Here is a 19,256-nt window from a genome sequence, read left to right on the forward strand (position 1 = left end):
GATATGACTTCCCAGACTCTGACCGGCTCGCGCCTGCGCATCGGCCCGCTCGAACTCGACGTGCCCGTGGTGCTCGCGCCCATGGCCGGCATCACGAACACCGCTTTCCGCCGACTCTGCCGCGAGTACGGCGCGGGTCTGTACGTGAGCGAGATGATCACGAGCCGCGCCCTCGTCGAGCGCACGCCCGCGTCGCTGCGCCTCATCAAGCACCACGAGAGCGAGACGCCCCGCTCGATCCAGCTCTACGGGGTCGATCCGAAGACGGTGTCCGAGGCGGTGCGCTTCCTCGTCGATCAGGATCTCGCCGACCACATCGACCTCAACTTCGGCTGCCCCGTGCCCAAGGTGACCCGCAAGGGCGGCGGCTCCGCCCTGCCGTGGAAGAGCGACCTCTTCGACGCGATCGTCACGGGCGCCGTGCAGGCCGCGGGCGACATTCCGCTCACCGTCAAGATGCGCAAGGGCATCGACCCCGATCACCTCACCTACCTCGACGCGGCGAGGGCGGCGGAGCAGGCGGGCGTGGCGGCGATAGCGCTGCACGGCCGCACCGCCAACGAGTTCTACTCGGGGCACGCCGACTGGGATGCGATCGCGACGCTCAAGCAGACGATCACTAGCGTGCCGATCCTCGGCAACGGCGACATCTGGTCCGCCGAGGACGCGATCCGCATGGTGCGCGAGACCGGCTGCGACGGCGTCGTGGTCGGCCGCGGCTGCCTGGGGCGGCCGTGGCTGTTCGGCGATCTGGCCGCCGCGTTCCGCGCCGAGGCGGGCGAGATCAGCCGCGAAGAGGCCGAGGCCTCGATGGCGCGGCCGCCGCTCGGTTTCGTGATGGACGCGATGCGTCGCCATACCGAACTGCTCGTCGAGTTCTTCGACGGCGAAGAAGATCGCGCCTGCCGCGACATCCGCAAGCACGTCGCGTGGTACTACAAGGGCTACGGGGTGGGCGGCGACACCCGCCGAGCTCTCGCGGCCGTCGAGTCGCTCGAGCAGATGGACGAGATCTTCGCGACGATGGACGCCTCGATGCCCTACCCGGGCGAGGGCGCCGAGGGGCAGCGCGGCCGGGCGGGCAGCCCCAAGCGCGTCCACCTGCCCGACGGCTGGCTCGACAGCCGCACGACCGACAGCGCCGCCCGCGCGGTCGTCGCCGAGGCCGAGCGCACCGACGGGGGATCCGACGGTGGCTGATCCCGCGCTCCCGGCGGGCTACGCGGCCGTCGACGCCGAGCGCTTCGTGCCCGAGCATCACGGCGGCCACCGCAGCGACTTCGCCCGGGATCGGGCACGCGTGCTGCACTCGAGCGGGTGGCGGCGCCTCGCAGCGAAGACGCAGGTGCTGAGCCCGACCGCCGGCGTCGACTTCGCGCGCAACCGCCTCACGCACTCGCTCGAGGTGGCGCAGATCGGCCGCGAGCTGGCGGTCGCCCTCGGCGTCTCGCAGGACGTCGTCGACACGGCCTGCCTCGCGCACGACCTCGGGCACCCGCCGTTCGGCCACAACGGCGAGAAGGCTCTGAACGAGTGGATGACCGGCTTCGGCGGTTTCGAGGGCAACGCGCAGACGCTGCGCATCCTCACCCGCCTCGAGCCGAAGCACTTCGCGCCCGATGGCGAGAGCGTGGGCCTCAACCTGACGCGCGCCACGCTCGACGCGAGCTGCAAGTACCCGTGGGCGCTCTCCGAGGCCGAACCGGGCAGCGCGAAGTTCGGCTACTTCGCCGACGACGCTCCGGTGTTCGAGTGGCTGCGGCTGGACGCGCCCCAGCGCCGCAAGTGCGTGGAGGCGCAGGTGATGGATCTCTCCGACGACATCGCCTACTCGGTGCACGACTTCGAGGACGCGATCGTGGCCGAGCACATCGATCCGCAGTTCCTCACCGCCCGTTCCGGGCACGGCGCGCTCATCCGCGCCGTCGCGGAGTGGGCGGGGGGCAGCTTCGACGCCGACGAGCTGGGAGCCGCGTTCGACCGCATGTCCGAGAGCGAGAACTGGCTCACCCGCTGGGACGGCTCCCGGCGCGATCAGGCCAAGCTCAAGAACTTCACGAGCGACATGATCGGCCGTTTCGCCCGCGTCGCGATCGGCGCGACGCTCGAGGAAGCCGACGGGCGCCCGCTCGCGCGCTACGGCGCCGACGTGGTCGTGCCGCGCGAGATCCGAGCCGAGATCGCGGTGCTCAAGGGTGTGGTCGCCGCGTTCGTGATGCAGAGCGGCCGTCGCCAGCCGACCTACCGCCGCCAGCGCGGCCTGCTGATCGAGCTGCTGCACACCCTGTGGGAGACCGGCGCGCACGAACTCGAGCCCGCCTACGCCGCGGATCTCCGCGCCGCGCCCGACGAGGCGACCGCCAGGCGCGCCGTGGTCGATCAGGTGGCCTCGCTCACCGACCAGTCGGCGATCGCCTGGTACAAGCGCCTGTGCGACGCGCCCCTGGCCTAGCGCCGGGTGCCGACGTGGCGCCGCCGTGACGAGGCTTCGACGGTCCCGCGACGGTCGCGCGAGACCCGAAGCGGCCGGCGAGACTAGACTCTGACACTATGGCAGGGCGGATCCGGGCGAGCGACATCGAGGAAGTGAAGCGCCGCACCAATCTCGCCGATCTCGTGGGAGACTACGTCACCCTGAAGAACGCCGGAATCGACTCGATGAAGGGCCTCTGCCCCTTCCACGACGAGCGCAGCCCCAGCTTCCACGTGCGGCCGGCGCTCGGCTACTACCACTGCTTCGGCTGCGGCGAGTCCGGTGACGCCTTCACCTTCCTGCAGCGGATGGATCACCTGACCTTCTCCGAGTCGGTCGAGCGCCTCGCGGCCCGCATCCACTACGTGCTCACCTACGAGGAGGGCGGCGAGCGGCGCCAGGACGGACCGAACCGGGCCCGGCTGCTCGCGGCGAACCAGGCGGCCGCCGCGTTCTACGTCTCCCAGCTCGCGAGCGAGGAGGGTGCGGCGGGGCGCGAGTTCCTCTCGCAGCGCGGCTTCGACCCCGCGGCCTGCGAGCGCTTCGGCGTCGGCTACGCGCCCCGCGGCTGGAACCACCTCACCGACCACCTGCGGAAGCAGGGTTTCACACCGCAGGAGCTCTCGCAGGCCGGCCTCGTCTCCGAGGGCCAGCGCGGGGTCTACGACCGCTTCCGCGGGCGCGTGGTGTGGCCGATCCGCGACACGAGCGGCCAGACCCTCGGTTTCGGCGCCCGCAAGCTCTACGACGACGACAACGGGCCGAAGTACCTCAACACGCCCGAGTCGCCCGTCTACCACAAGTCTCAGGTGCTGTACGGGCTCGACCTCGCCAAGAAGGCGATCTCGCGCGGCAAGCGCGCGGTCGTGGTCGAGGGCTACACCGACGTGATGGCCTGCCATCTCGCGGGCGAGGAGGCCGCGGTCGCGACCTGTGGCACGGCGTTCGGCAAGGATCACATCGCGGTGCTGCGCCGCATCATGGGCGACGACGCCGCTGCCGAGGTCGTGTTCACGTTCGACCCCGACGAGGCAGGGCAGAAGGCCGCGCTGCGGGCGTTCAGCGAGGAGAAGCGGTTCACGGCGCAGACCTACGTGGCCGTCGCCCCCGGGGGCCTCGATCCCTGCGACCTGCGGCTGCACCGCGGCGACGAGGCGGTGCGCGAGCTCTTCACCCGCAAGACGCCGCTCTTCGAGTTCGCGCTGCGCCAGGCGGTCTCGCGCTTCGACCTCAACAGCGTCGAGGGCCGGGTGAACGCGCTGCGCGCCGCCGCACCCATCATCGCCGAGATCAAGGACCCCTCCCTGCGCCCGGGCTACACGCGCGAGCTCGCCCGCATGCTCGGCAGCGAGCTCGCGGAGGTGCAGCAGGCGGTGCGCACGGTGGAGCGAAACCCGCGCGGCCGCGGCGAATACGGGCCCCAGCCCGCGCCCCAGCAGCCCTGGGGCGACGCACCGCCCGAGCCGGAGCGCCCCCGCATCGGCCTCTCCTCGCTGCGCAACGCCCCCACGACCTGGCTCGAGCGCGACGCGCTCATGGCGATGCTGCAGCAGGGCGAGGCCGTCGGCTCGGATCTGCTGCAGCAGGCCGTCACGGCCCAGGTGCGCGAGCCGAACCTGCGGGTCGTGCGCGACGCGATCGCCACGGCGCTGCCCGCCCTCGGGACGCCGGGCTGGCTCGACACCGTGCTCGAGTCCGCCCCCGAGAGTCACCGCGGGCTCGCGCGCGAGCTCGCGATCGCCCCCATGCCGCAGCGCAGGCCCGAACTCATCGCGGCCTACGCCCGCGACGTGGTGATCTCGCTGCTCGACCGAGATCTGCTCGCCCTCAAGCAGGAGCTGCTCGCGCGTCATCAGCGCATCGGCGACGCCTCTGATCCCGGGGCACGACGCATCCAGCAGCAGCTCGTCGCGCTCGAAGCGGCGCGTCGGGGGCTGCGCGAGGAGTAGGATCGTCAACCATGGCACACCCGGTACTCGACGCCGACCCGACGGTACAGGTCTCCGACCTCTCGCTCGCCTACCCGGCTCACGCCGGCGGGCGCGAGTTCCAAGCAGTCGAGGGGGTGAGCTTCGAGGTCGCCCGCGGGGAGGTCGTCGCGCTGCTCGGCGAGAGCGGATCCGGCAAGTCCACGCTCACCCGGTTCCTCGCCGGCCGCGCCGCCGATGCGGGCGAGAAGGCCGCCCGCATCAAGCTCACCGGCGGCGCCGCCACGGTGTTCGACGTGCCCATGCGGCGCCTCAGCCGCCGCACCCGTTCGCGGCTCACCGCGTACGTCGGCCACCTGGCACAGGATGCAGGGGCGACGCTCACCCCCGAGCTCAACGTGGGCGACATCCTCTTCGAACCCATCGTCGAGCGCAGCAAGCACTTCGATCGCGAAGCGCTCGGCGAGCGCATCGCCGAGATGATGGACATCGTCGCCCTGCCGCTCGCGAAACTGCAGGAGTACCCCTACGAGCTCTCGAAGGGCCAGCGCCAGCGCGTCGCCGTGATGCGCTCGCTCATGCTCGATCCGGCGCTCCTCATCGCCGATGAGCCCACGCTCGGCGTCGACGCCAACAACCGGCCCAAGATCGTCGAGTTGCTGCGCTGGTACCGCGAGCGCACCGACGCCACCATGCTGCTCATCAGCCACGACATCGGCATGCTCGAGGCGCTCGTGCAGGAGGTGCTCGTCATGCAGCACGGCCGCGTCGTGGGGCAGGGCGACATCAACGAGATCTTCAGGCACGCGGATCACGGCTACGTTCAGCAGCTCGCGCAGGCGCTGCGGGCCACCGCGTACGACGAGATCGCCGAGGAGTAGCGGCTCGACGCGCCTCGCCCGGGGGCCCCGCACCGATTTGCACCGCCACAATCGCGCTTGCTAACATAGAGGGGTTGCTGCGGCAATGATCCCCTGTAGCTCAGTTGGCAGAGCGCTTGACTGTTAATCAGGATGTCGCTGGTTCGAGCCCAGCCGGGGGAGCAAACAAGCCCTCACCTGCACGGTGAGGGCTTTCTGCTATCCGAAGGAGGACGCGATGGGCGAGCAGCACCCCGACCACCACGGCAGCATCATCCCGGTCGAGCCCTACGGCGCTCCCCGTGTGCACCCTTCGGCGTGGATCGCGCCCGGTGCCGCGGTCGTCGGCGACGTCGTGGTGGGCGAGCAGTCGAGCATCTGGTACAACGCCGTCGTGCGCGGCGACTCGAACTCCGTGCGCATCGGCGCGCGCAGCAACGTGCAGGACGGGGTCGTCATCCACACGCAGCGCGGCGACGGCGGGGCGGCGCTCATCGGCGACGACGTCTCGATCGGGCACAACGCCGTCGTGCACGGCGCGGTGATCGAGAACGGCTGCCTCATCGGCATGAACTCCACCGTGCTCAGCGGCGCGGTGGTGGGGGAGGGATCCCTCATCGCGGCCGGCGCGCTCGTGCCCCAGTCGACCGTGATCCCGCCGCACTCGCTCGTCTCCGGCATCCCGGGCCGCGTCGTGCGCGAGCTGCGCGACGCCGACCGCGAGGCCGTGCGGCAGAACGCCGAGGTCTACGCCGACTACACCGAGCACCACCGCAGCGCGACGCGCGCGCCGTGACCCGGATGTGCGAAGCGCCGCCCGCCATGCACTATGATCGGTGAGGTGCTCCGGCACACCCGTGCTGCTCGCAGCTCGGGGCTGTAGCTCAATGGTAGAGCCCCAGTCTTCCAAACTGGTTACGCGGGTTCGATTCCCGTCAGCCCCTCCGCAGAAACCCTCCACTTCGGTGGAGGGTTTCGTGTTTCGGCGCCGTCGGGAATCTTCGAGAACCCGGAACTGGCGCCGAGGGCGGCGCCAGCGGCGTGGCCGCGCAACGCTGGCGCGTTGCCCCAAGCGGCCGGCCGGGGTTCGATTCCCGTCAGCCCCTCCGCAGAAACCCTCCACTTCGGTGGAGGGTTTCGTGTTTCGGCGCCGTCGGGCCCCCGAGCACCCGGCACCGCCGCCGAGGCGCTTCTCCGAGCACCGATCGACGCTCGAGCACCCGGTTCTCGCCGTTCGAGGTGCTTGAACGTCGATCGGTGCGGATGGGGGCTGTCGAGGCCTCGGAGTCGGCGCCTCGGAGTCGGCGCTTCGGCGTCTAAGGCTGCTCCCGGGCCTCGCCCAGCAGCCGCACGACCTCCTCGTCCTCGACCTGCGCGAAGTCGACGTAGTACTGGCCGACCGCCATGAACCCCGCCGGAGCAGACAGGCAGACGACGTCGTCTGCCGCGTCGAAGACCGCGAGGGCATCGGGCGGCGCCACCGGAACCGCCAGTACCACCCGCGCCGCCCCGCGCGCCCGCGCGATCCGGCACCCGACGGCCGCCGTCGCGCCCGTCGCCATGCCGTCGTCGACGACGATCGCGGTGCGCCCGTCGAGCGGCACCGGCTCCCGCCCGCCTCGGAAGCGCCAGATGCGCTGCGCCACCTCGGCCCGTTCGCGCCTCTCGGAGCGCTCGAACTCGACCGCGGAGACACCCGCCGATCCGAGCACCCCGGTGTTGCGCACGATCGCGCCCTCCTCGCCGACGGCGCCCATCGCCACCTCCTCGTGGTGCGGCACCCCGAGCTTGCGCACGACCAGCACGTCGAGCGGCGCCCGGATCCTGCGGGCCACCTCGGCGGCCACGGGCACCCCGCCCCGGGGCAGCCCGAGCACCACGGTGTCGGTGCCGGCGTACTCCTCCGCGAGCCGCTCGCCGAGCAGACGGCCGGCCTCGATCCGGTCCTGAAGGACTCGCATGATTCTCACCCCTTCCTCCGGTCTACCCGCGAGGACCGTGCGCGTCAAGGGCGCGCCCGGAGGCGGCCGGATCCCGCGTTCCGCCGGGCGCTCCCTCCCATCGCGGGGATGCATGTTCCCGGGCAGATTCGGCTAGACTTGCTCGGGTTGCGCGCTTTCGCGCGTCTCGACCGTGAAACCTACCGGTTTCGGGGCGTAGCTCAGCTTGGCTAGAGCGCCCGCTTTGGGAGCGGGAGGTCGCAGGTTCGAATCCTGTCGCCCCGACCAGGGTCACCCGGCCCGAGAAGCAGCACGACATTCCGACGATGAGAGGCCAAATTGCCGAAGACGACCGCTGAGAAGCTCACTCCGACCCGCGCCAAGCTGAGCGTCGAGGTCACGCTCGACGAACTGGAGCCGTACCTCAAGCAGGCGTACAAGACCATCGCCGAGCAGGTCTCGATCCCCGGTTTCCGCAAGGGCAAGGTGCCCGCGCCGATCATCGACCAGCGCGTCGGCCGCGAGGCCGTCGTGCAGGAGGCCGTCAACGCCTCGCTCGACGACTTCTACCAGGCCGCTCTCGCCGAGGCCGATGAGCGCCCCATGGGCCGCCCCACCGCCGACGTCGAGAAGTGGCTCGACGCGCAGGATCCGGAGAGCACCCTCGTGCTGGTCTTCGAGGTCGAGGTGCGCCCAGAGTTCACCCTGCCCGAGTACGACGGCATCGAGCTGACCGTCGACGACGCCGAGATCGACGACGAGGCGGTCGAAGCCGAGTTGACCAAGCTGCGCGAGCGCTTCGGCACCCTCGTGACGGTCGACCGCCCGGCCAAGCAGGGCGACTTCGTCGAGCTCGATCTCACCGCCAAGATCGACGGCAACGAGGTCGATCAGGCGAGCGGCGTGTCGTACGAGGTCGGCGCGGGCAACCTGCTCGCCGGCACCGACGAGGCCATCGAGACCCTCACCGCGGGCGAGTCCACCACCTTCACCTCGCAGCTGCTGGGCGGCGAGCACGAGGGGCAGGACGCCGAGGTCGAGGTCACCCTCACCGCCGTCAAGGAGCGCGAGCTTCCCGAGGCCGACGACGAGTTCGCCCAGCTGGCGAGCGAGTTCGACACCATCGCCGAGCTGCGCGAGAGCCTGAAGGATCAGGTGGGCCGCGCCTCGGTCTTCGCGCAGGGCCAGCAGGCTCGCGACCTCTTCACCGAGACTCTCATCGAGCAGGCCGGCATCCCGGTCTCCGAGGAACTCGTCGAGGACGAGGTGCACCGCCACCTCGAGGGCGAGGGCCGCCTGGACGACGACGAGCACCGCGCCGAGGTGCGCAAGTCGGCCGAGCAGCAGATCCAGCTGCAGCTGCTGCTCGACGCGATCGTCGAGGCCGAGGGCGTCACGCCCACGCAGAACGAGCTGTCGCAGTACATCTTCCAGTCGGCGCAGCAGTACGGCATGGAGCCCACGCAGTTCCTGCAGGCAATCAGCCAGGGCAACCAGATGGGCGTCATCCTGGGCGAGGTCACCCGCAACAAGGCCCTCGCCATCGCGCTCGGCAAGGCCAAGGTCGTCGACCGGTCCGGCAACGCCGTCGATCTGAGCGAGTTCACCGCGGTCGACTCCGAGGACGAGGCTGCGGCCGAGGTCGTCGAAGAGGCCGAGGAGATCGTCGAGGCGGCCGAGGAGGCCGACGAGAAGTAACGCGTCGCTCATCGCAACGCGGTGATGTGCGGATTCCCCCGGGCGGCTGTTCACCAGCGGCCCGGGGGTTTTCCGTCTCTGCGCCCGAACACGCCTAGGGCGAACACGGCCACCGGATCCGGATCGAGTCGATACGCTCGAATCAAGCAACTACGAAGGAGCACCGAATGGCAGAACAGACGCCACCGAACAGCGTGTTCGAACGCCTGCTGAAGGATCGCATCATCTGGCTCGGATCAGAGGTTCGCGACGACAACGCGAACGAGATCTGCGCGAAGATCCTGCTGCTCGCCGCCGAGGATCCCGAGGCCGACATCTACCTCTACATCAACTCGCCCGGCGGCTCGATCACCGCGGGCATGGCGATCTACGACACGATGTCGTTCGTGCCGAACGACATCGTCACCGTGGGCATCGGTATGGCCGCCTCGATGGGGCAGTTCCTGCTGACCGCGGGCACGCGGGGCAAGCGGTACATCACCCCGAACGCGCGCGTGCTGCTGCATCAGCCGCACGGCGGCTTCGGCGGCACCGCGAGCGACATCCAGACGCAGGCCCAGCTCATCACGTCGATGAAGAACCGCCTCGCCGAGATCACGGCGGCGCAGACCGGCAAGACGGTCGAGCAGATCAACGAGGACGGCGATCGCGACCGCTGGTTCACCGCTGATGAGGCACTCGAGTACGGCTTCGTCGACTTCATCCGCGACTCGGCGGCCGACGTGGTCGGCGGCGGCGGCACGAACCGGTAGGCGCGAGAGAAAGTGAACGAAGGCCATATGAAGATCGAGATGCCCAGCTCCCGCTACGTGCTGCCCTCCTTCGAGGAGCGCACCGCCTACGGGTACAAGCGCCAGGACCCCTACGCCAAGCTCTTCGAGGATCGCATCATCTTCCTCGGCGTGCAGGTGGACGATGCGTCGGCCGACGACGTGATGGCCCAGCTGCTCGTGCTCGAGAGCCAGGATCCCGAGCGCGACATCACCATGTACATCAACTCGCCGGGCGGTTCGTTCACCGCGATGACGGCGATCTACGACACGATGCAGTACATTCGTCCGCACGTGCAGACGGTGTGCCTCGGGCAGGCGGCCTCGGCCGCTGCCGTGCTGCTCGCGGGCGGCACGCCGGGCAAGCGGCTGGCGCTGCCCAACGCGCGCGTGCTGATCCACCAGCCCTCGACCGGTCAGGCGGGCCACGGGCAGGCTTCGGACATCGAGATCCAGGCCCGCGAGATCCTCCGCATGCGCGAGTGGCTCGAGGAGACCCTCTCGAAGCACTCGAAGCGCAGCATCGAGGAGGTCAACCGCGACATCGATCGCGACAAGATCCTCAGCGCCCAGGAGGCCCTCGAGTACGGGCTCGTGGATCAGGTGCTGACCAGCCGCAAGAACCCGCAGCCGGTCATCTCCCAGTAGTCGAAGGATCGCCGGCCGCAGCCCTCGTGCTGCGGCCGGCGGGCCCCTCGAGGGGCCCGCCACGGCGCGCCCCACCCGTGAATGTCAGTGGTCCCGGATAGTCTCTGAGTGTCTCGTTTCCGTTCGAGTGTGAAGGAGCCCCCGCATGGCGAGAATCGGCGAAAGCAGCGAGCTGCTCAAGTGCTCCTTCTGCGGCAAGTCGCAGAAGCAGGTGCAGCAGCTCATCGCCGGCCCGCAGATCTACATCTGCGACGAGTGCGTCGCGCTCTGCAACGAGATCATCGAAGAGCGCATGGCCGAGCACCAGAGCGCCGAGCCCTCAGATTTCACGCTGCACAAGCCCCGCGAGATCGCCGAGTTCCTCGACGAGTACGTGATCGGTCAAGATCGGGCCAAGCAGTCGCTCGCCGTGGCCGTCTACAACCACTACAAGCGGGTGCGCGCCGCCTCTGCCCTCACGAGCGCCGATACGGCATCCGAGCAGGTCGAGATCGCCAAGTCGAACATCCTGCTGATCGGCCCGACGGGCTGCGGCAAGACCTACCTCGCCCAGTCCCTCGCGCGTCAGCTGGGTGTACCCTTCGCCGTCGCCGACGCGACGGCGCTCACCGAGGCGGGCTATGTCGGCGAAGACGTCGAGAACATCCTGCTGAAGCTGCTGCAGGCCGCAGACTTCGACGTGCAGCGCGCCGAGACCGGCATCATCTACATCGACGAGATCGACAAGATCTCGCGCAAGGCCGAGAACCCCTCGATCACCCGCGACGTCTCGGGAGAGGGCGTGCAGCAGGCGCTGCTCAAGATCCTCGAGGGCACCGTCGCCTCGATCCCGCCGCAGGGGGGCCGCAAGCACCCCAACCAAGAGTTCCTGCAGCTCGACACCACCAACATCCTCTTCATCGTCGCCGGCGCCTTCGCGGGCCTCGAAGAGATCATCGGCTCCCGGCTCGGCAAGGGCGGCATCGGCTTCGGCTCGCCGGTCGCGAGCAAGCGCGACGACGATCGTCTGTTCGCCGAGGTGCAGCCCGAAGACCTGCACAAGTTCGGCCTCATCCCCGAGTTCATCGGCCGCCTGCCCGTCGTGGCCACGGTCGACCCGCTCGACGTGTCGGCGCTCACCCGCATCCTCACCGAGCCCCGCAACGCGCTCGTCAAGCAGTACCAGCGCATGTTCGAGATCGACGGCGTCGACCTCGAATTCGAAGACGCCGCGCTCGAGGCGATCGCCGAGCAGGCCGTCGCACGCAAGACGGGCGCCCGAGGCTTGCGCGCCATTCTCGAGAGCCTGCTCGGGCCGGTGATGTTCGAGGTGCCCTCCGACGGCGACGTCACGAAGGTGATCGTCACCCGGGAGTCGGTGCTGGGCGACGCGGCGCCGCGGGTGCTGCAGTCGCGCCGGGGCCGCGAGAGCGCCTAAGGCGCCGCGGCAGCGAAAGCGCGGAACGTGCCGGGCGTCGCGCGCTCTGACGGTCAGCTGCCGGACGAGGTGATGTCGTAGCTGAGCAGTACCGAGCTGTCGTCCTGCGGCAGCATGAGGGCGAACACGTCGAGCCCCGAGCCCTGCAGTGTCGCAGAGGCGTCGCGCTCCACGTCGCCCTGCTGATCCGACACCTCGAAGCCGCCGGTCTCGATGACCTCGGTCCACTGCGTCGCGGCGGTCGACGCGTCTTTCGCTCGCAGCACCACGAACCAGTCGCCCGCGCTGCGCTCGCCCGCGTCGTCGATGACCGCTCCCCGGGGCAGCTCGAATCGGTCGGTGGGGAAGCTCTCGGGCAGCTCGGTCTTCTTCTGCGACGCCTCGTCGGGGATCTCTGCGCGCTGGCCCTGATCCTCGGAGGCTTCGCCCGAGGCGAGCTGATCCTTGGTCTTCGCGCCGGCGATGTCGTCGGTCTCGGGAGCGCAGGAGGCGAGCGAGACGGTGAGCAGCGCGGCCAGCGCGGCGGCCGCCATCGCACGCGTGCGGGGGAGGTGCAGGGGTTCGCGGGGGGTCATGTCATCGCCCTTCAGAGCAGCCAGTCGTCGTCTTCGTCTTCGTCGTCTTCAGATGCCGATGCCCGGTCAGAGGCCGGATCGGCGCCGTCGAGCACCAGCGGCCGCCCGGCGGCATCGAGGGTCACGATCACCGCGTGCTCGAGCGCGCAGCGGGGCCGCCCCTCGAGCCAGGTGAGCGTCCATGAGGAGGCCTCGGGGTGCTCGGCCTGCTGCGCGGCGATCGTCGCGTGCAGTGCCGGGGGCACGCTGCGGTGGGGCGGATCGCCCACCCGCCAGCGCGCCCCCAGCTGCATGATCAGGCCTCGGCCTGCTCGAGCTCGATCTGCGCCACCGTCACGGCGTCGACCTCGGCGGCCTCGATGCGCAGCTCGGCGATGCGGCCCACCGCGGCGAGGTCGTCGGCGGCGAGGGCGAGGCGATCGCGCGTCTCGGCGGGCGCCTGCACCACGGCGAGCGTGACCGGCGTGCGCTGGGAGGCCTTCGCGGCCGTCTTCGCGCCGCGCACGCCCACGAGGGCGCCGCCCACGAGGCTCAGCAGTTCGGCGTCGGCGTCGGCGCCGGCGAGATCGCCGGCCTCGGCGGCGAGCGGCCAGGCTGCGCGGTGCACCGATCCCTCTCCGAACCACGACCAGACCTCTTCGGCGGCGTAGGGCAGGAACGGGGCGAGCAGCCGCACGAAGACCGAGAGCGCGGTGCGCAGCGCCGTCACGGCCGACGCCTGGGGCTGGCCTTCGCCGTTGTGCGCGCGCTCCTTGACGAGCTCGAGGTAGTCGTCGCAGAACGTCCAGAAGAACGACTCGGTGAGCTCGAGCGCGCGCGCGTGGTCGTACGCCTCGAACGCGCGGGTGGCGCCCTCGATCACGCGGGCGAGCCCGGCGAGCATGGAGCGGTCGAGCGCCTCGGTGACCGTGCCGGCGCCCGAGTCGTCGAACGAGAGCGTGAACTTCGCCGCGTTGAGCAGTTTGATGGCGAGCCGGCGGCCGATCTTGATCTGCGTGGGGTTCTGCGGGTCGAACGCGGCGTCGGTGCCCAGCTTCGCAGAGGCCGCCCAGTAGCGCACCGCGTCGGAGCCGTGCTGCTCGAGCAGGCCGGCGGGGGTCACCACGTTGCCCTTCGACTTCGACATCTTCTTGCGATCGGGATCGAGGATCCAGCCCGAGATGCCGGCGTTCTTCCACGGCAGCTGCCCGGCCTCGAGCTCGGAGCGCAGCAGCGTCGAGAAGAGCCAGGTGCGGATGATGTCCTGGCCCTGGGGGCGCAGGCTGTAGGGGTACACGAGGTCGAAGAGCTCGGGATCCCGCTCCCAGCCGCCCGCGAGCTGCGGCGTGAGCGACGAGGTCGCCCAGGTGTCCATCACGTCGACCTCGCCCTGGAAGCCGCCGGGCACACCCCGCTGATCCTCGGAGTAGCCCGCGGGCGCGTCGCTCGACGGGTCGACCGGCAGCTGGTCCTCGGACGGCAGGATCGGCCGGTCGAACACGGGGTTGCCCTCGGCATCGAGCGGGTACCAGACCGGGATCGGCACGCCGAAGAAGCGCTGGCGCGAGATGAGCCAGTCGCCCGAGAGACCCTCGACCCAGTTCTCGTAGCGCACGCGCATGAAGTCGGGGTGCCAGTCGAGCTCGCGGCCGTGCGCGAGCAGACGCTCGCGCAACTGCTCGTCGCGGGCGCCGTTCTTGATGTACCACTGGCGGGTCGAGACGATCTCGAGGGGCTTGTCGCCCTTCTCGAAGAACTTGACCGGGTGGTTGATCTTACGGATCTCGCCGACGAGCTCGCCCGAGGCCTGCAGCGCCTCGACGACCGCGGCCTTCGCGCTGAACACGGTCTTGCCCGCGATCTGAGCGTAGGCCTCGCGGCCCCGCTCGCTCGTGATCTCCTCGGGCGCCTCCGAGATCACCCGTCCGTCGAAGCCGAGGATGGCCCGATTCGGCAGGTCGAGCTCGCGCCACCAGATCACGTCGGTGACATCGCCGAAGGTGCAGATCATGGCGATGCCGGTGCCCTTGTCCTGCTGCGCGAGGTGGTGCGCGACGATCGGCACCTCGACGTCGAAGAGCGGCGTGCGCACGGTCTGCCCGAAGAGGGGCCGGTAGCGCTCGTCGTCGGGGTGCGCCACGAGGGCCACGCAGGCCGCGAGCAGCTCGGGGCGGGTGGTGTCGATGAGGATGTCGCCGCCACCGTCGGTGCGGTGGAAGGCGAGCGTGTGGTACGCGCTGGGCTGATCCCGGTCCTCGAGCTCGGCCTGGGCCACCGCGGTGCGGAAGGTCACGTCCCACAGCGTGGGAGCCTGCGCCTGGTAGGCCTCGCCCCGCTCGACGTTGCGGACGAACGCGAGCTGCGACGCCCGCAGCGACTCCTCGCCGATGGTGCGGTAGGTCTGGGTCCAGTCGACCGACAGTCCGAGCGTGCGCCACAGATCCTCGAACTGCTTCTCGTCTTCGACGGTCAGCCTCTCGCACAGCTCGATGAAATTGCGGCGCGAGATGGGCTGCTGATCCGCCGCCTTCACGCTCTTGCCGTCACCGCCCTCGTGCGGGGGCACGAAGCCCTCGACGTAGGGCAGCGACGGATCGCAGCGCACGCCGTAGTAGTTCTGCACGCGGCGCTCGGTGGGCAGGCCGTTGTCGTCCCAGCCCATCGGATAGAAGACGCGCTTGCCCTGCATGCGCTGGTAGCGGGCGACCGTGTCGGTGTGCGTGTACGAGAACACGTGGCCGACGTGCAGTGAACCCGAGGCGGTGGGCGGGGGAGTGTCGATGCTGTAGACCTCGGCCCGCTCGGCGCCGTCGCGGTCGAAGCGGTAGGTACCCTGCTCCTCCCATACCGGGCCCCACTTCTCTTCGAGGCCTTCGAGTTTCGGCTTGTCGGGGATCGCGCTCATGCAGGGCTCCGTCTTCGCTATGGGCGGCACCGCGTGGTCGATCGGCGTTGCCGATCTTGGTGCCTGATGGTCAACCCGATCAGTCTATCGGAGCGTTTCGACCGCGGCTCGTCCGGCGCGCGGCCCGGACGCGCCGTCGCCGCGCCCCTTCTCAGTCCTGCAGCGCGACTCCGATCAGCGTCTCGTTCTCGGCGGGATCGCCTCCCGGCTCCGGCTCCGTGAGGTACTGTTCCCAGGAGATCCCCGTCGGGGCGAGTCCCTGCTCCGAGATCCACGCGAAGAGGTGTTTGTAGGCGGCGGGCAGCAGCGCATAGTCGCCCTTCACCAGCAGCGTCGCGGCGCGCCCCGCGGGCAGGGTCTCGGCGCCGACCGGGCCGTCGGGAGAGAACGGCTGAGCGACCGGTACCGCGACCGAGAGGTCGAGTTCGGCATCCGGCTCCCCGTGCGTCACACCCATGGGCGCCGAGACGGGCGCCACGCCCGCCCGGGCGAGGGCGCCGAAGATCTGCGGGTAGGCGCGGTCGTACAGCTCGGGCAGCGCGTCGAACGCGACCCTCTCGCGCACGACCGCGAGATGCTGCTCGGGAAGTTCGACGATCTGCGGAACGGGGAACTGCTCGATCACGGTGGGCTCCTCTGCTCGGCTTCTCGCAGCGAACCCTCGCCGCTCGGTGCTGCGTCACGCCCGATCCTACGCACCCGGCAGCCGTCGCGCGAGGGGTCGGCGCCGATCGCCGGTCCGGGCTTCGCTGCCGCGCGGCGCCCCGCGTTTCGGCACTCACCCGTGTTTCGGAGCTCACCCGACTCTCGGAGCTCACCCGAGTCTTGGGGCTCACCCGTGTTTCGGAGCTCACCCGTGTCTCGGATGGAATCGCCGGTTCCGCTCCGAAGCACGGGTGGGCTCCGAAACACGGGCCGGGTCCGAAGCTCCAGCCGCGGCTGCCGAAGCCCCGGAGCGCGTCGGGGCGCCGCGCGGCGCATCAGGCCCCCGCGAGCTCGACCGTCGGCCACTCCGCGAGATCGTTCAGCATGCCCCGGTCGTGCGTCGACACGATCACCGCGGCGTCCAGCCCGTCGAGGGCCTCGGTGAGCTCGTCGATGAGGGCGAGCGAGAGATGGTTCGTCGGCTCGTCGAGGATCAGCACGTCGGGCTGCGCGAGCAGCCGCAACGCGAGATCGAGGCGGCGCTGCTGACCGACCGAGAGCTCGCCGACCCGCTTGCGACGCTCAGCGGCCCCGAGCAGGCCGAGCGAGCCGAGGGGCGCGACCCGAGAGGCCGGGAGCGCGCCGCGCAGCACGAGCAGCTCGGCGCGAGAACGGTACAGCGCATCGGCGCTGCGGGATCCGGGGAGCTCGCTCTCCTGCGCGAGCAGCTCGATCGTCGCGCCGTCCCGCCGCCGCACGGTTCCCCCGTCGGGCTGCAGCTCACCCGCCAACAGCCCGAGCAGCGTCGACTTGCCGGCGCCGTTCGGGCCGCGCACGAGTAGGCGGCCGCCGGCTCGCAGCGAGCAGCTGACGGGCTGCCGCAGCCGCGGCTCGAGCGTCGCTTCCTCGGCCGCCAGCAGTGTGCCGCGCAACCGCACGCGGTACTCGGGCGGCATGAGGCGCGCGGGGGGTTCGGGCACCTCGACGGTGTGCGCGTCGAGGTCGGCCTGCCTGCGTTTGACGCTCGTGACGAGACCCGCCGCGCGGGTCGCCCGCTGGTGCTTACCCGTTCCCTTCGGCGGTCTCCACCCGCTCACGAGTCGCTGGCGGGCCGCTTCGAGGTCGACGGCGAGCCTCGCCTCGGCGTCGAGCTGAGCGGCGTGCTCCTGCTCCCAGCGGACGCGGTCAGCCGCCTTCCCCTGCCGGTAGCCGTCGTAGCCGCCGCCGTACGCGCGGGGGCGGCCGTCGGAGCTCGGGTCGAGGTCGAGAAAGGTGCAGCCGACGTCTCGCAGCAGCTGACGGTCGTGGCTCACCACGACGAAGCCGCCCGGTCGCATGCGCAGGCTCTCGGTGAGGAACTCGAGCGACGCGCCATCGAGGTGGTTGGTGGGCTCGTCGAGCAGCAGGATCCGGGCGTCGCCGCCCAGCAGGCACGCGAGCCGCACCCGGTAGCGCTGGCCGACCGAGAGCTCTCGCAGCGGTCGTGCCCGGTCGGTTTCGGCCTGCAGGGCCTCGAGCGCGATCGTGACGCGGCGTTCGGCGTCCCACGCGTCGAGTGCGGTTGCGGCGTCGAGGGCCACCGTGTAGGCGTGTTCGGCCGCCGTGCGCCCCTCGGCGAGCTCTGCGGCGGCGCGGTCGAGTTCGGCGAGGCCGGCGAGGGAGTCGGCGATCGCGAAGGCGATGGCGTCGCCGACGGTGCGCTCGGCGTCGACGGGCATCTCCTGCTCGGCGAAGCCGATCCGCCCCATCCGGCTCACGGTGCCGGCGGAGGGCGGGACCGCGTCGGGGGCGCCCGCGAGCAGGGCGAGCAGCGTCGACATGCCGCGCCCGTTCTCGCCGACGACGGCGATGCTCGAGCGCTCGTCGACGGTCAGGTCGAGGCCTCTGATGACGGGGGAGCCCCCGCGGTGGATGGTGAGGTCGCGCGCCGTGATCTGGGCGCGCGCGGGCATGGGTGATGCGTGCGGCATTGAGGTTCTTTCTTCATCGAGCACCGGGTGCGGCGGATCGCCGCACGGCAGCGGTGCGTGTCAGGGGTCGCTTGCGAGGCGAACCCTTAGATGAAGAAGTACAGGCGCATGGGGCCCATTCTAGCGGTCTCGGCTCCGGGAGGCTACGCCACGGCCCGGGCCGCGGCATCGCCCCGGTTCGCGGCGGATCGGTTCGCCACGCTGAGGCGATCCCTCAGTTCGGCTGCCAGCGCGCCCAGCGCGGTGTTGCAGGCGGTGAGCTCGTCGTGCAGACGCTCGCGGTTCAGCGAATCGTGAGGGGCCGCTTCGACGTCGAGTGTCGCGTCGCGAGCGGTGTCGAGCCGCAGCGCGAACTCGGCGACGTGCAGCAGCACCGCCTCGTTGTCGCCGCTCGTCGGCGATCGAGCACGGGCCCCGCACGGCGGATCTCGGCGGCCGCGCCACGACCGACGACTTCAGCGCTGCGGTGATCGAGGGCCTCGCGCGATGAGCGGACACGGCGGGATCCAGAACCGATTCGAGCTCGAGGGGATCGAGCTGCCGAGCGCCTGGGCGAGCGAGACGATGCGCACGATCGCAGCGCACGAGTCTCGCCGAAGCTTCACCGCCGAACCGCTGGGGGAGCAGGCGCTGACCGCGATCCTCACGGCGGCGCGCAGCGCACCCACCTCCTCGAACCTGCAGGCGTACAGCATCGTCGTCGTCCGCGATGTCGAGCGCAAGAACAGGCTGGCCGAACTCGTCGGCGACCAGCGGTGCGTGCGCGAAGCCCCGGTGATGCTCGTCTTCTGCGCCGACATCTTCCGGCTCCGAGCAGTGTGCGAGCGCCAAGGGCAGCCGTTCGCCGCGGACACGCTCGAGATGTTCCTGCTCGCATCCGTCGATGCGGCGCTCTGCATGCAGAACGCCCTGACCGCGGCGGAGTCGGTCGGCCTCGCCGGCGTGCCGATCGGTTCGGTGCGCAACGAGCCCGACACGGTCGCGGCGGAGCTCGCCCTTCCCCGTGGGGTGTTCGCCGTCGTCGGGCTGGCGCTCGGGAGCCCACGAGACTCCGGGCGAGGGGTCAAGCCGAGACTGCCGGTGGAGGCGACGGTGCATCGGGAGCGCTACTCGGCCGAACGTCTCGACGAGGCGCTCGAGGCCTACGACCGGGCGACGATCGCGCGCGGCATCTATCGGGGCCGGCACGTGCCGGCGGGCGGCGATCCCGAGCTGGATGCGGACGACGAGGATCGCTACGGCTGGTGCGAGCACACCGCGCGGCGCTGCAGCAACCCCGAGCACCTGGGCGCCGCCAGCCTCAGGAGGCATCTGCGCGAGCAGGTGCGACGGCGCGGGTTCTCACTCGACTGACGGACGGCCCTCACGGGTGCGCGGGCCCGAGCCGGTGCAGGGTCCGCCGTCCACGCAGAGCAGAGGAGCCCCGTTCCGCTGCCCCGCCGAAACGG

At 70.6% G+C, this 19,256-nt stretch carries 17 protein-coding genes and 3 tRNA genes; 13 read left to right on the top strand and 7 right to left on the bottom strand.

Annotation, left to right across the window (positions count from 1 at the left end):
- The first annotated feature begins 3 nt into the window (after nucleotides 1-3).
- From dusB to Leucomu_RS07960, 7 genes are all read left to right on the top strand, one after another.
- Entirely contained in the window at nucleotides 4-1,200 is a 1,197-nt protein-coding gene (gene dusB, locus Leucomu_RS07930; protein ID WP_128386870.1) for a tRNA dihydrouridine synthase DusB, read from the top strand.
- Nucleotides 1,193-2,452, top strand: coding sequence for a deoxyguanosinetriphosphate triphosphohydrolase (locus Leucomu_RS07935; RefSeq protein WP_017882491.1), 1,260 nt, complete (start codon nucleotides 1,193-1,195; stop codon nucleotides 2,450-2,452). The genes dusB and Leucomu_RS07935 overlap by 8 nt, the downstream gene beginning before the upstream one ends.
- Before the next feature lie 98 nt (nucleotides 2,453-2,550).
- On the top strand, nucleotides 2,551-4,422 hold the full coding sequence (gene dnaG, locus Leucomu_RS07940; protein WP_128386871.1) for a DNA primase: 1,872 nt from the start codon (nucleotides 2,551-2,553) through the stop codon (nucleotides 4,420-4,422).
- A gap of 11 nt (nucleotides 4,423-4,433) precedes the next feature.
- On the top strand, nucleotides 4,434-5,282 hold the full coding sequence (locus Leucomu_RS07945; protein WP_017884731.1) for an ABC transporter ATP-binding protein: 849 nt from the start codon (nucleotides 4,434-4,436) through the stop codon (nucleotides 5,280-5,282).
- 89 nt (nucleotides 5,283-5,371) lie between these two features.
- Nucleotides 5,372-5,444, top strand: a tRNA-Asn gene (locus Leucomu_RS07950).
- 55 nt (nucleotides 5,445-5,499) lie between these two features.
- Complete coding sequence (locus Leucomu_RS07955) at nucleotides 5,500-6,057, top strand: gamma carbonic anhydrase family protein (protein WP_128386872.1); 558 nt, start codon at nucleotides 5,500-5,502, stop codon at nucleotides 6,055-6,057.
- A 77-nt stretch (nucleotides 6,058-6,134) separates the two neighbouring features.
- Nucleotides 6,135-6,205 (top strand) — tRNA-Gly (locus tag Leucomu_RS07960).
- A gap of 372 nt (nucleotides 6,206-6,577) precedes the next feature.
- On the opposite strand, the gene Leucomu_RS07965 is transcribed toward Leucomu_RS07960, so the two are convergent.
- A complete protein-coding gene (locus Leucomu_RS07965) occupies nucleotides 6,578-7,222 on the bottom strand; it encodes a phosphoribosyltransferase (protein ID WP_128386873.1) in 645 nt (214 codons plus the stop codon).
- Between the two features lie 189 nt (nucleotides 7,223-7,411).
- Here Leucomu_RS07965 and Leucomu_RS07970 point away from each other — a divergent pair.
- The 5 genes from Leucomu_RS07970 to clpX all read left to right on the top strand — a co-directional run bounded on the left by Leucomu_RS07970 (nucleotide 7,412) and on the right by clpX (nucleotide 11,734).
- A tRNA-Pro gene (locus tag Leucomu_RS07970) sits at nucleotides 7,412-7,489 on the top strand.
- 51 nt (nucleotides 7,490-7,540) lie between these two features.
- Nucleotides 7,541-8,899: a trigger factor gene (gene tig, locus Leucomu_RS07975; protein WP_017884728.1), complete on the top strand. Its 1,359-nt coding sequence runs from the start codon at nucleotides 7,541-7,543 to the stop codon at nucleotides 8,897-8,899.
- A gap of 167 nt (nucleotides 8,900-9,066) precedes the next feature.
- Nucleotides 9,067-9,651 carry an ATP-dependent Clp protease proteolytic subunit gene (locus Leucomu_RS07980; protein WP_017884727.1) on the top strand — a complete coding sequence of 195 codons (585 nt, stop codon included), beginning with the start codon at nucleotides 9,067-9,069 and terminating at the stop codon, nucleotides 9,649-9,651.
- A gap of 27 nt (nucleotides 9,652-9,678) precedes the next feature.
- Nucleotides 9,679-10,317 carry an ATP-dependent Clp protease proteolytic subunit gene (locus Leucomu_RS07985; protein ID WP_017884726.1) on the top strand — a complete coding sequence of 213 codons (639 nt, stop codon included), beginning with the start codon at nucleotides 9,679-9,681 and terminating at the stop codon, nucleotides 10,315-10,317.
- A gap of 145 nt (nucleotides 10,318-10,462) precedes the next feature.
- On the top strand, nucleotides 10,463-11,734 hold the full coding sequence (gene clpX, locus Leucomu_RS07990; RefSeq protein ID WP_017884725.1) for an ATP-dependent Clp protease ATP-binding subunit ClpX: 1,272 nt from the start codon (nucleotides 10,463-10,465) through the stop codon (nucleotides 11,732-11,734).
- 53 nt (nucleotides 11,735-11,787) lie between these two features.
- Here clpX and Leucomu_RS07995 read toward each other — a convergent pair whose 3' ends face one another.
- The 6 genes from Leucomu_RS07995 to Leucomu_RS08020 form a co-directional block, all read right to left on the bottom strand.
- Nucleotides 11,788-12,309 carry a hypothetical protein gene (locus tag Leucomu_RS07995; RefSeq protein WP_128386874.1) on the bottom strand — a complete coding sequence of 174 codons (522 nt, stop codon included), beginning with the start codon at nucleotides 12,307-12,309 and terminating at the stop codon, nucleotides 11,788-11,790.
- Nucleotides 12,310-12,320: 11 nt separating this feature from the next.
- A complete protein-coding gene (locus Leucomu_RS08000) occupies nucleotides 12,321-12,602 on the bottom strand; it encodes a hypothetical protein (RefSeq protein WP_017884723.1) in 282 nt (93 codons plus the stop codon).
- A 2-nt stretch (nucleotides 12,603-12,604) separates the two neighbouring features.
- Nucleotides 12,605-15,193: a valine--tRNA ligase gene (gene valS, locus Leucomu_RS08005; protein WP_194294537.1), complete on the bottom strand. Its 2,589-nt coding sequence runs from the start codon at nucleotides 15,191-15,193 to the stop codon at nucleotides 12,605-12,607.
- Between the two features lie 151 nt (nucleotides 15,194-15,344).
- The gene (locus tag Leucomu_RS08010; protein WP_128386875.1) at nucleotides 15,345-15,818 is read right to left on the bottom strand and encodes a GyrI-like domain-containing protein; all 474 of its coding nucleotides are present in this window, start codon (nucleotides 15,816-15,818) and stop codon (nucleotides 15,345-15,347) included.
- A gap of 355 nt (nucleotides 15,819-16,173) precedes the next feature.
- Entirely contained in the window at nucleotides 16,174-17,790 is a 1,617-nt protein-coding gene (locus Leucomu_RS08015) for an ATP-binding cassette domain-containing protein (RefSeq protein WP_128387816.1), read from the bottom strand.
- A 161-nt stretch (nucleotides 17,791-17,951) separates the two neighbouring features.
- Complete coding sequence (locus Leucomu_RS08020; RefSeq protein ID WP_128386876.1) at nucleotides 17,952-18,182, bottom strand: hypothetical protein; 231 nt, start codon at nucleotides 18,180-18,182, stop codon at nucleotides 17,952-17,954.
- Nucleotides 18,183-18,294: 112 nt separating this feature from the next.
- Here Leucomu_RS08020 and Leucomu_RS08025 point away from each other — a divergent pair, with 112 nt between their 5' ends.
- Nucleotides 18,295-19,161 (top strand): NADPH-dependent oxidoreductase, encoded by an 867-nt coding sequence (locus tag Leucomu_RS08025; RefSeq protein WP_128386877.1) that lies wholly within the window; start codon nucleotides 18,295-18,297, stop codon nucleotides 19,159-19,161.
- The last annotated feature ends 95 nt before the right edge of the window (nucleotides 19,162-19,256 follow it).

The sequence above is a fragment of the Leucobacter muris genome (assembly GCF_004028235.1).
In the GTDB taxonomy this organism is placed as follows: Bacteria; Actinomycetota; Actinomycetes; order Actinomycetales; family Microbacteriaceae; genus Leucobacter; species Leucobacter muris.

Excerpts from the sequence above, each read along its gene's own strand:
- dusB (WP_128386870.1), top strand. The coding sequence starts at position 4 with ATGACTTCCCAGACTCTGACCGGCTCGCGCCTGCGCATCGGCCCGCTC.
- dnaG (WP_128386871.1), top strand. The coding sequence starts at position 2,551 with ATGGCAGGGCGGATCCGGGCGAGCGACATCGAGGAAGTGAAGCGCCGC.
- Leucomu_RS07945 (WP_017884731.1), top strand. The coding sequence starts at position 4,434 with ATGGCACACCCGGTACTCGACGCCGACCCGACGGTACAGGTCTCCGAC.
- Leucomu_RS07955 (WP_128386872.1), top strand. The coding sequence starts at position 5,500 with ATGGGCGAGCAGCACCCCGACCACCACGGCAGCATCATCCCGGTCGAG.
- Leucomu_RS07965 (WP_128386873.1), bottom strand. The coding sequence starts at position 7,222 with ATGCGAGTCCTTCAGGACCGGATCGAGGCCGGCCGTCTGCTCGGCGAG.
- Leucomu_RS07980 (WP_017884727.1), top strand. The coding sequence starts at position 9,067 with ATGGCAGAACAGACGCCACCGAACAGCGTGTTCGAACGCCTGCTGAAG.
- Leucomu_RS07985 (WP_017884726.1), top strand. The coding sequence starts at position 9,679 with ATGAAGATCGAGATGCCCAGCTCCCGCTACGTGCTGCCCTCCTTCGAG.
- clpX (WP_017884725.1), top strand. The coding sequence starts at position 10,463 with ATGGCGAGAATCGGCGAAAGCAGCGAGCTGCTCAAGTGCTCCTTCTGC.
- Leucomu_RS07995 (WP_128386874.1), bottom strand. The coding sequence starts at position 12,309 with ATGACCCCCCGCGAACCCCTGCACCTCCCCCGCACGCGTGCGATGGCG.
- Leucomu_RS08000 (WP_017884723.1), bottom strand. The coding sequence starts at position 12,602 with ATGCAGCTGGGGGCGCGCTGGCGGGTGGGCGATCCGCCCCACCGCAGC.
- valS (WP_194294537.1), bottom strand. The coding sequence starts at position 15,193 with ATGAGCGCGATCCCCGACAAGCCGAAACTCGAAGGCCTCGAAGAGAAG.
- Leucomu_RS08015 (WP_128387816.1), bottom strand. The coding sequence starts at position 17,790 with ATGCCCGCGCGCGCCCAGATCACGGCGCGCGACCTCACCATCCACCGC.
- Leucomu_RS08025 (WP_128386877.1), top strand. The coding sequence starts at position 18,295 with ATGAGCGGACACGGCGGGATCCAGAACCGATTCGAGCTCGAGGGGATC.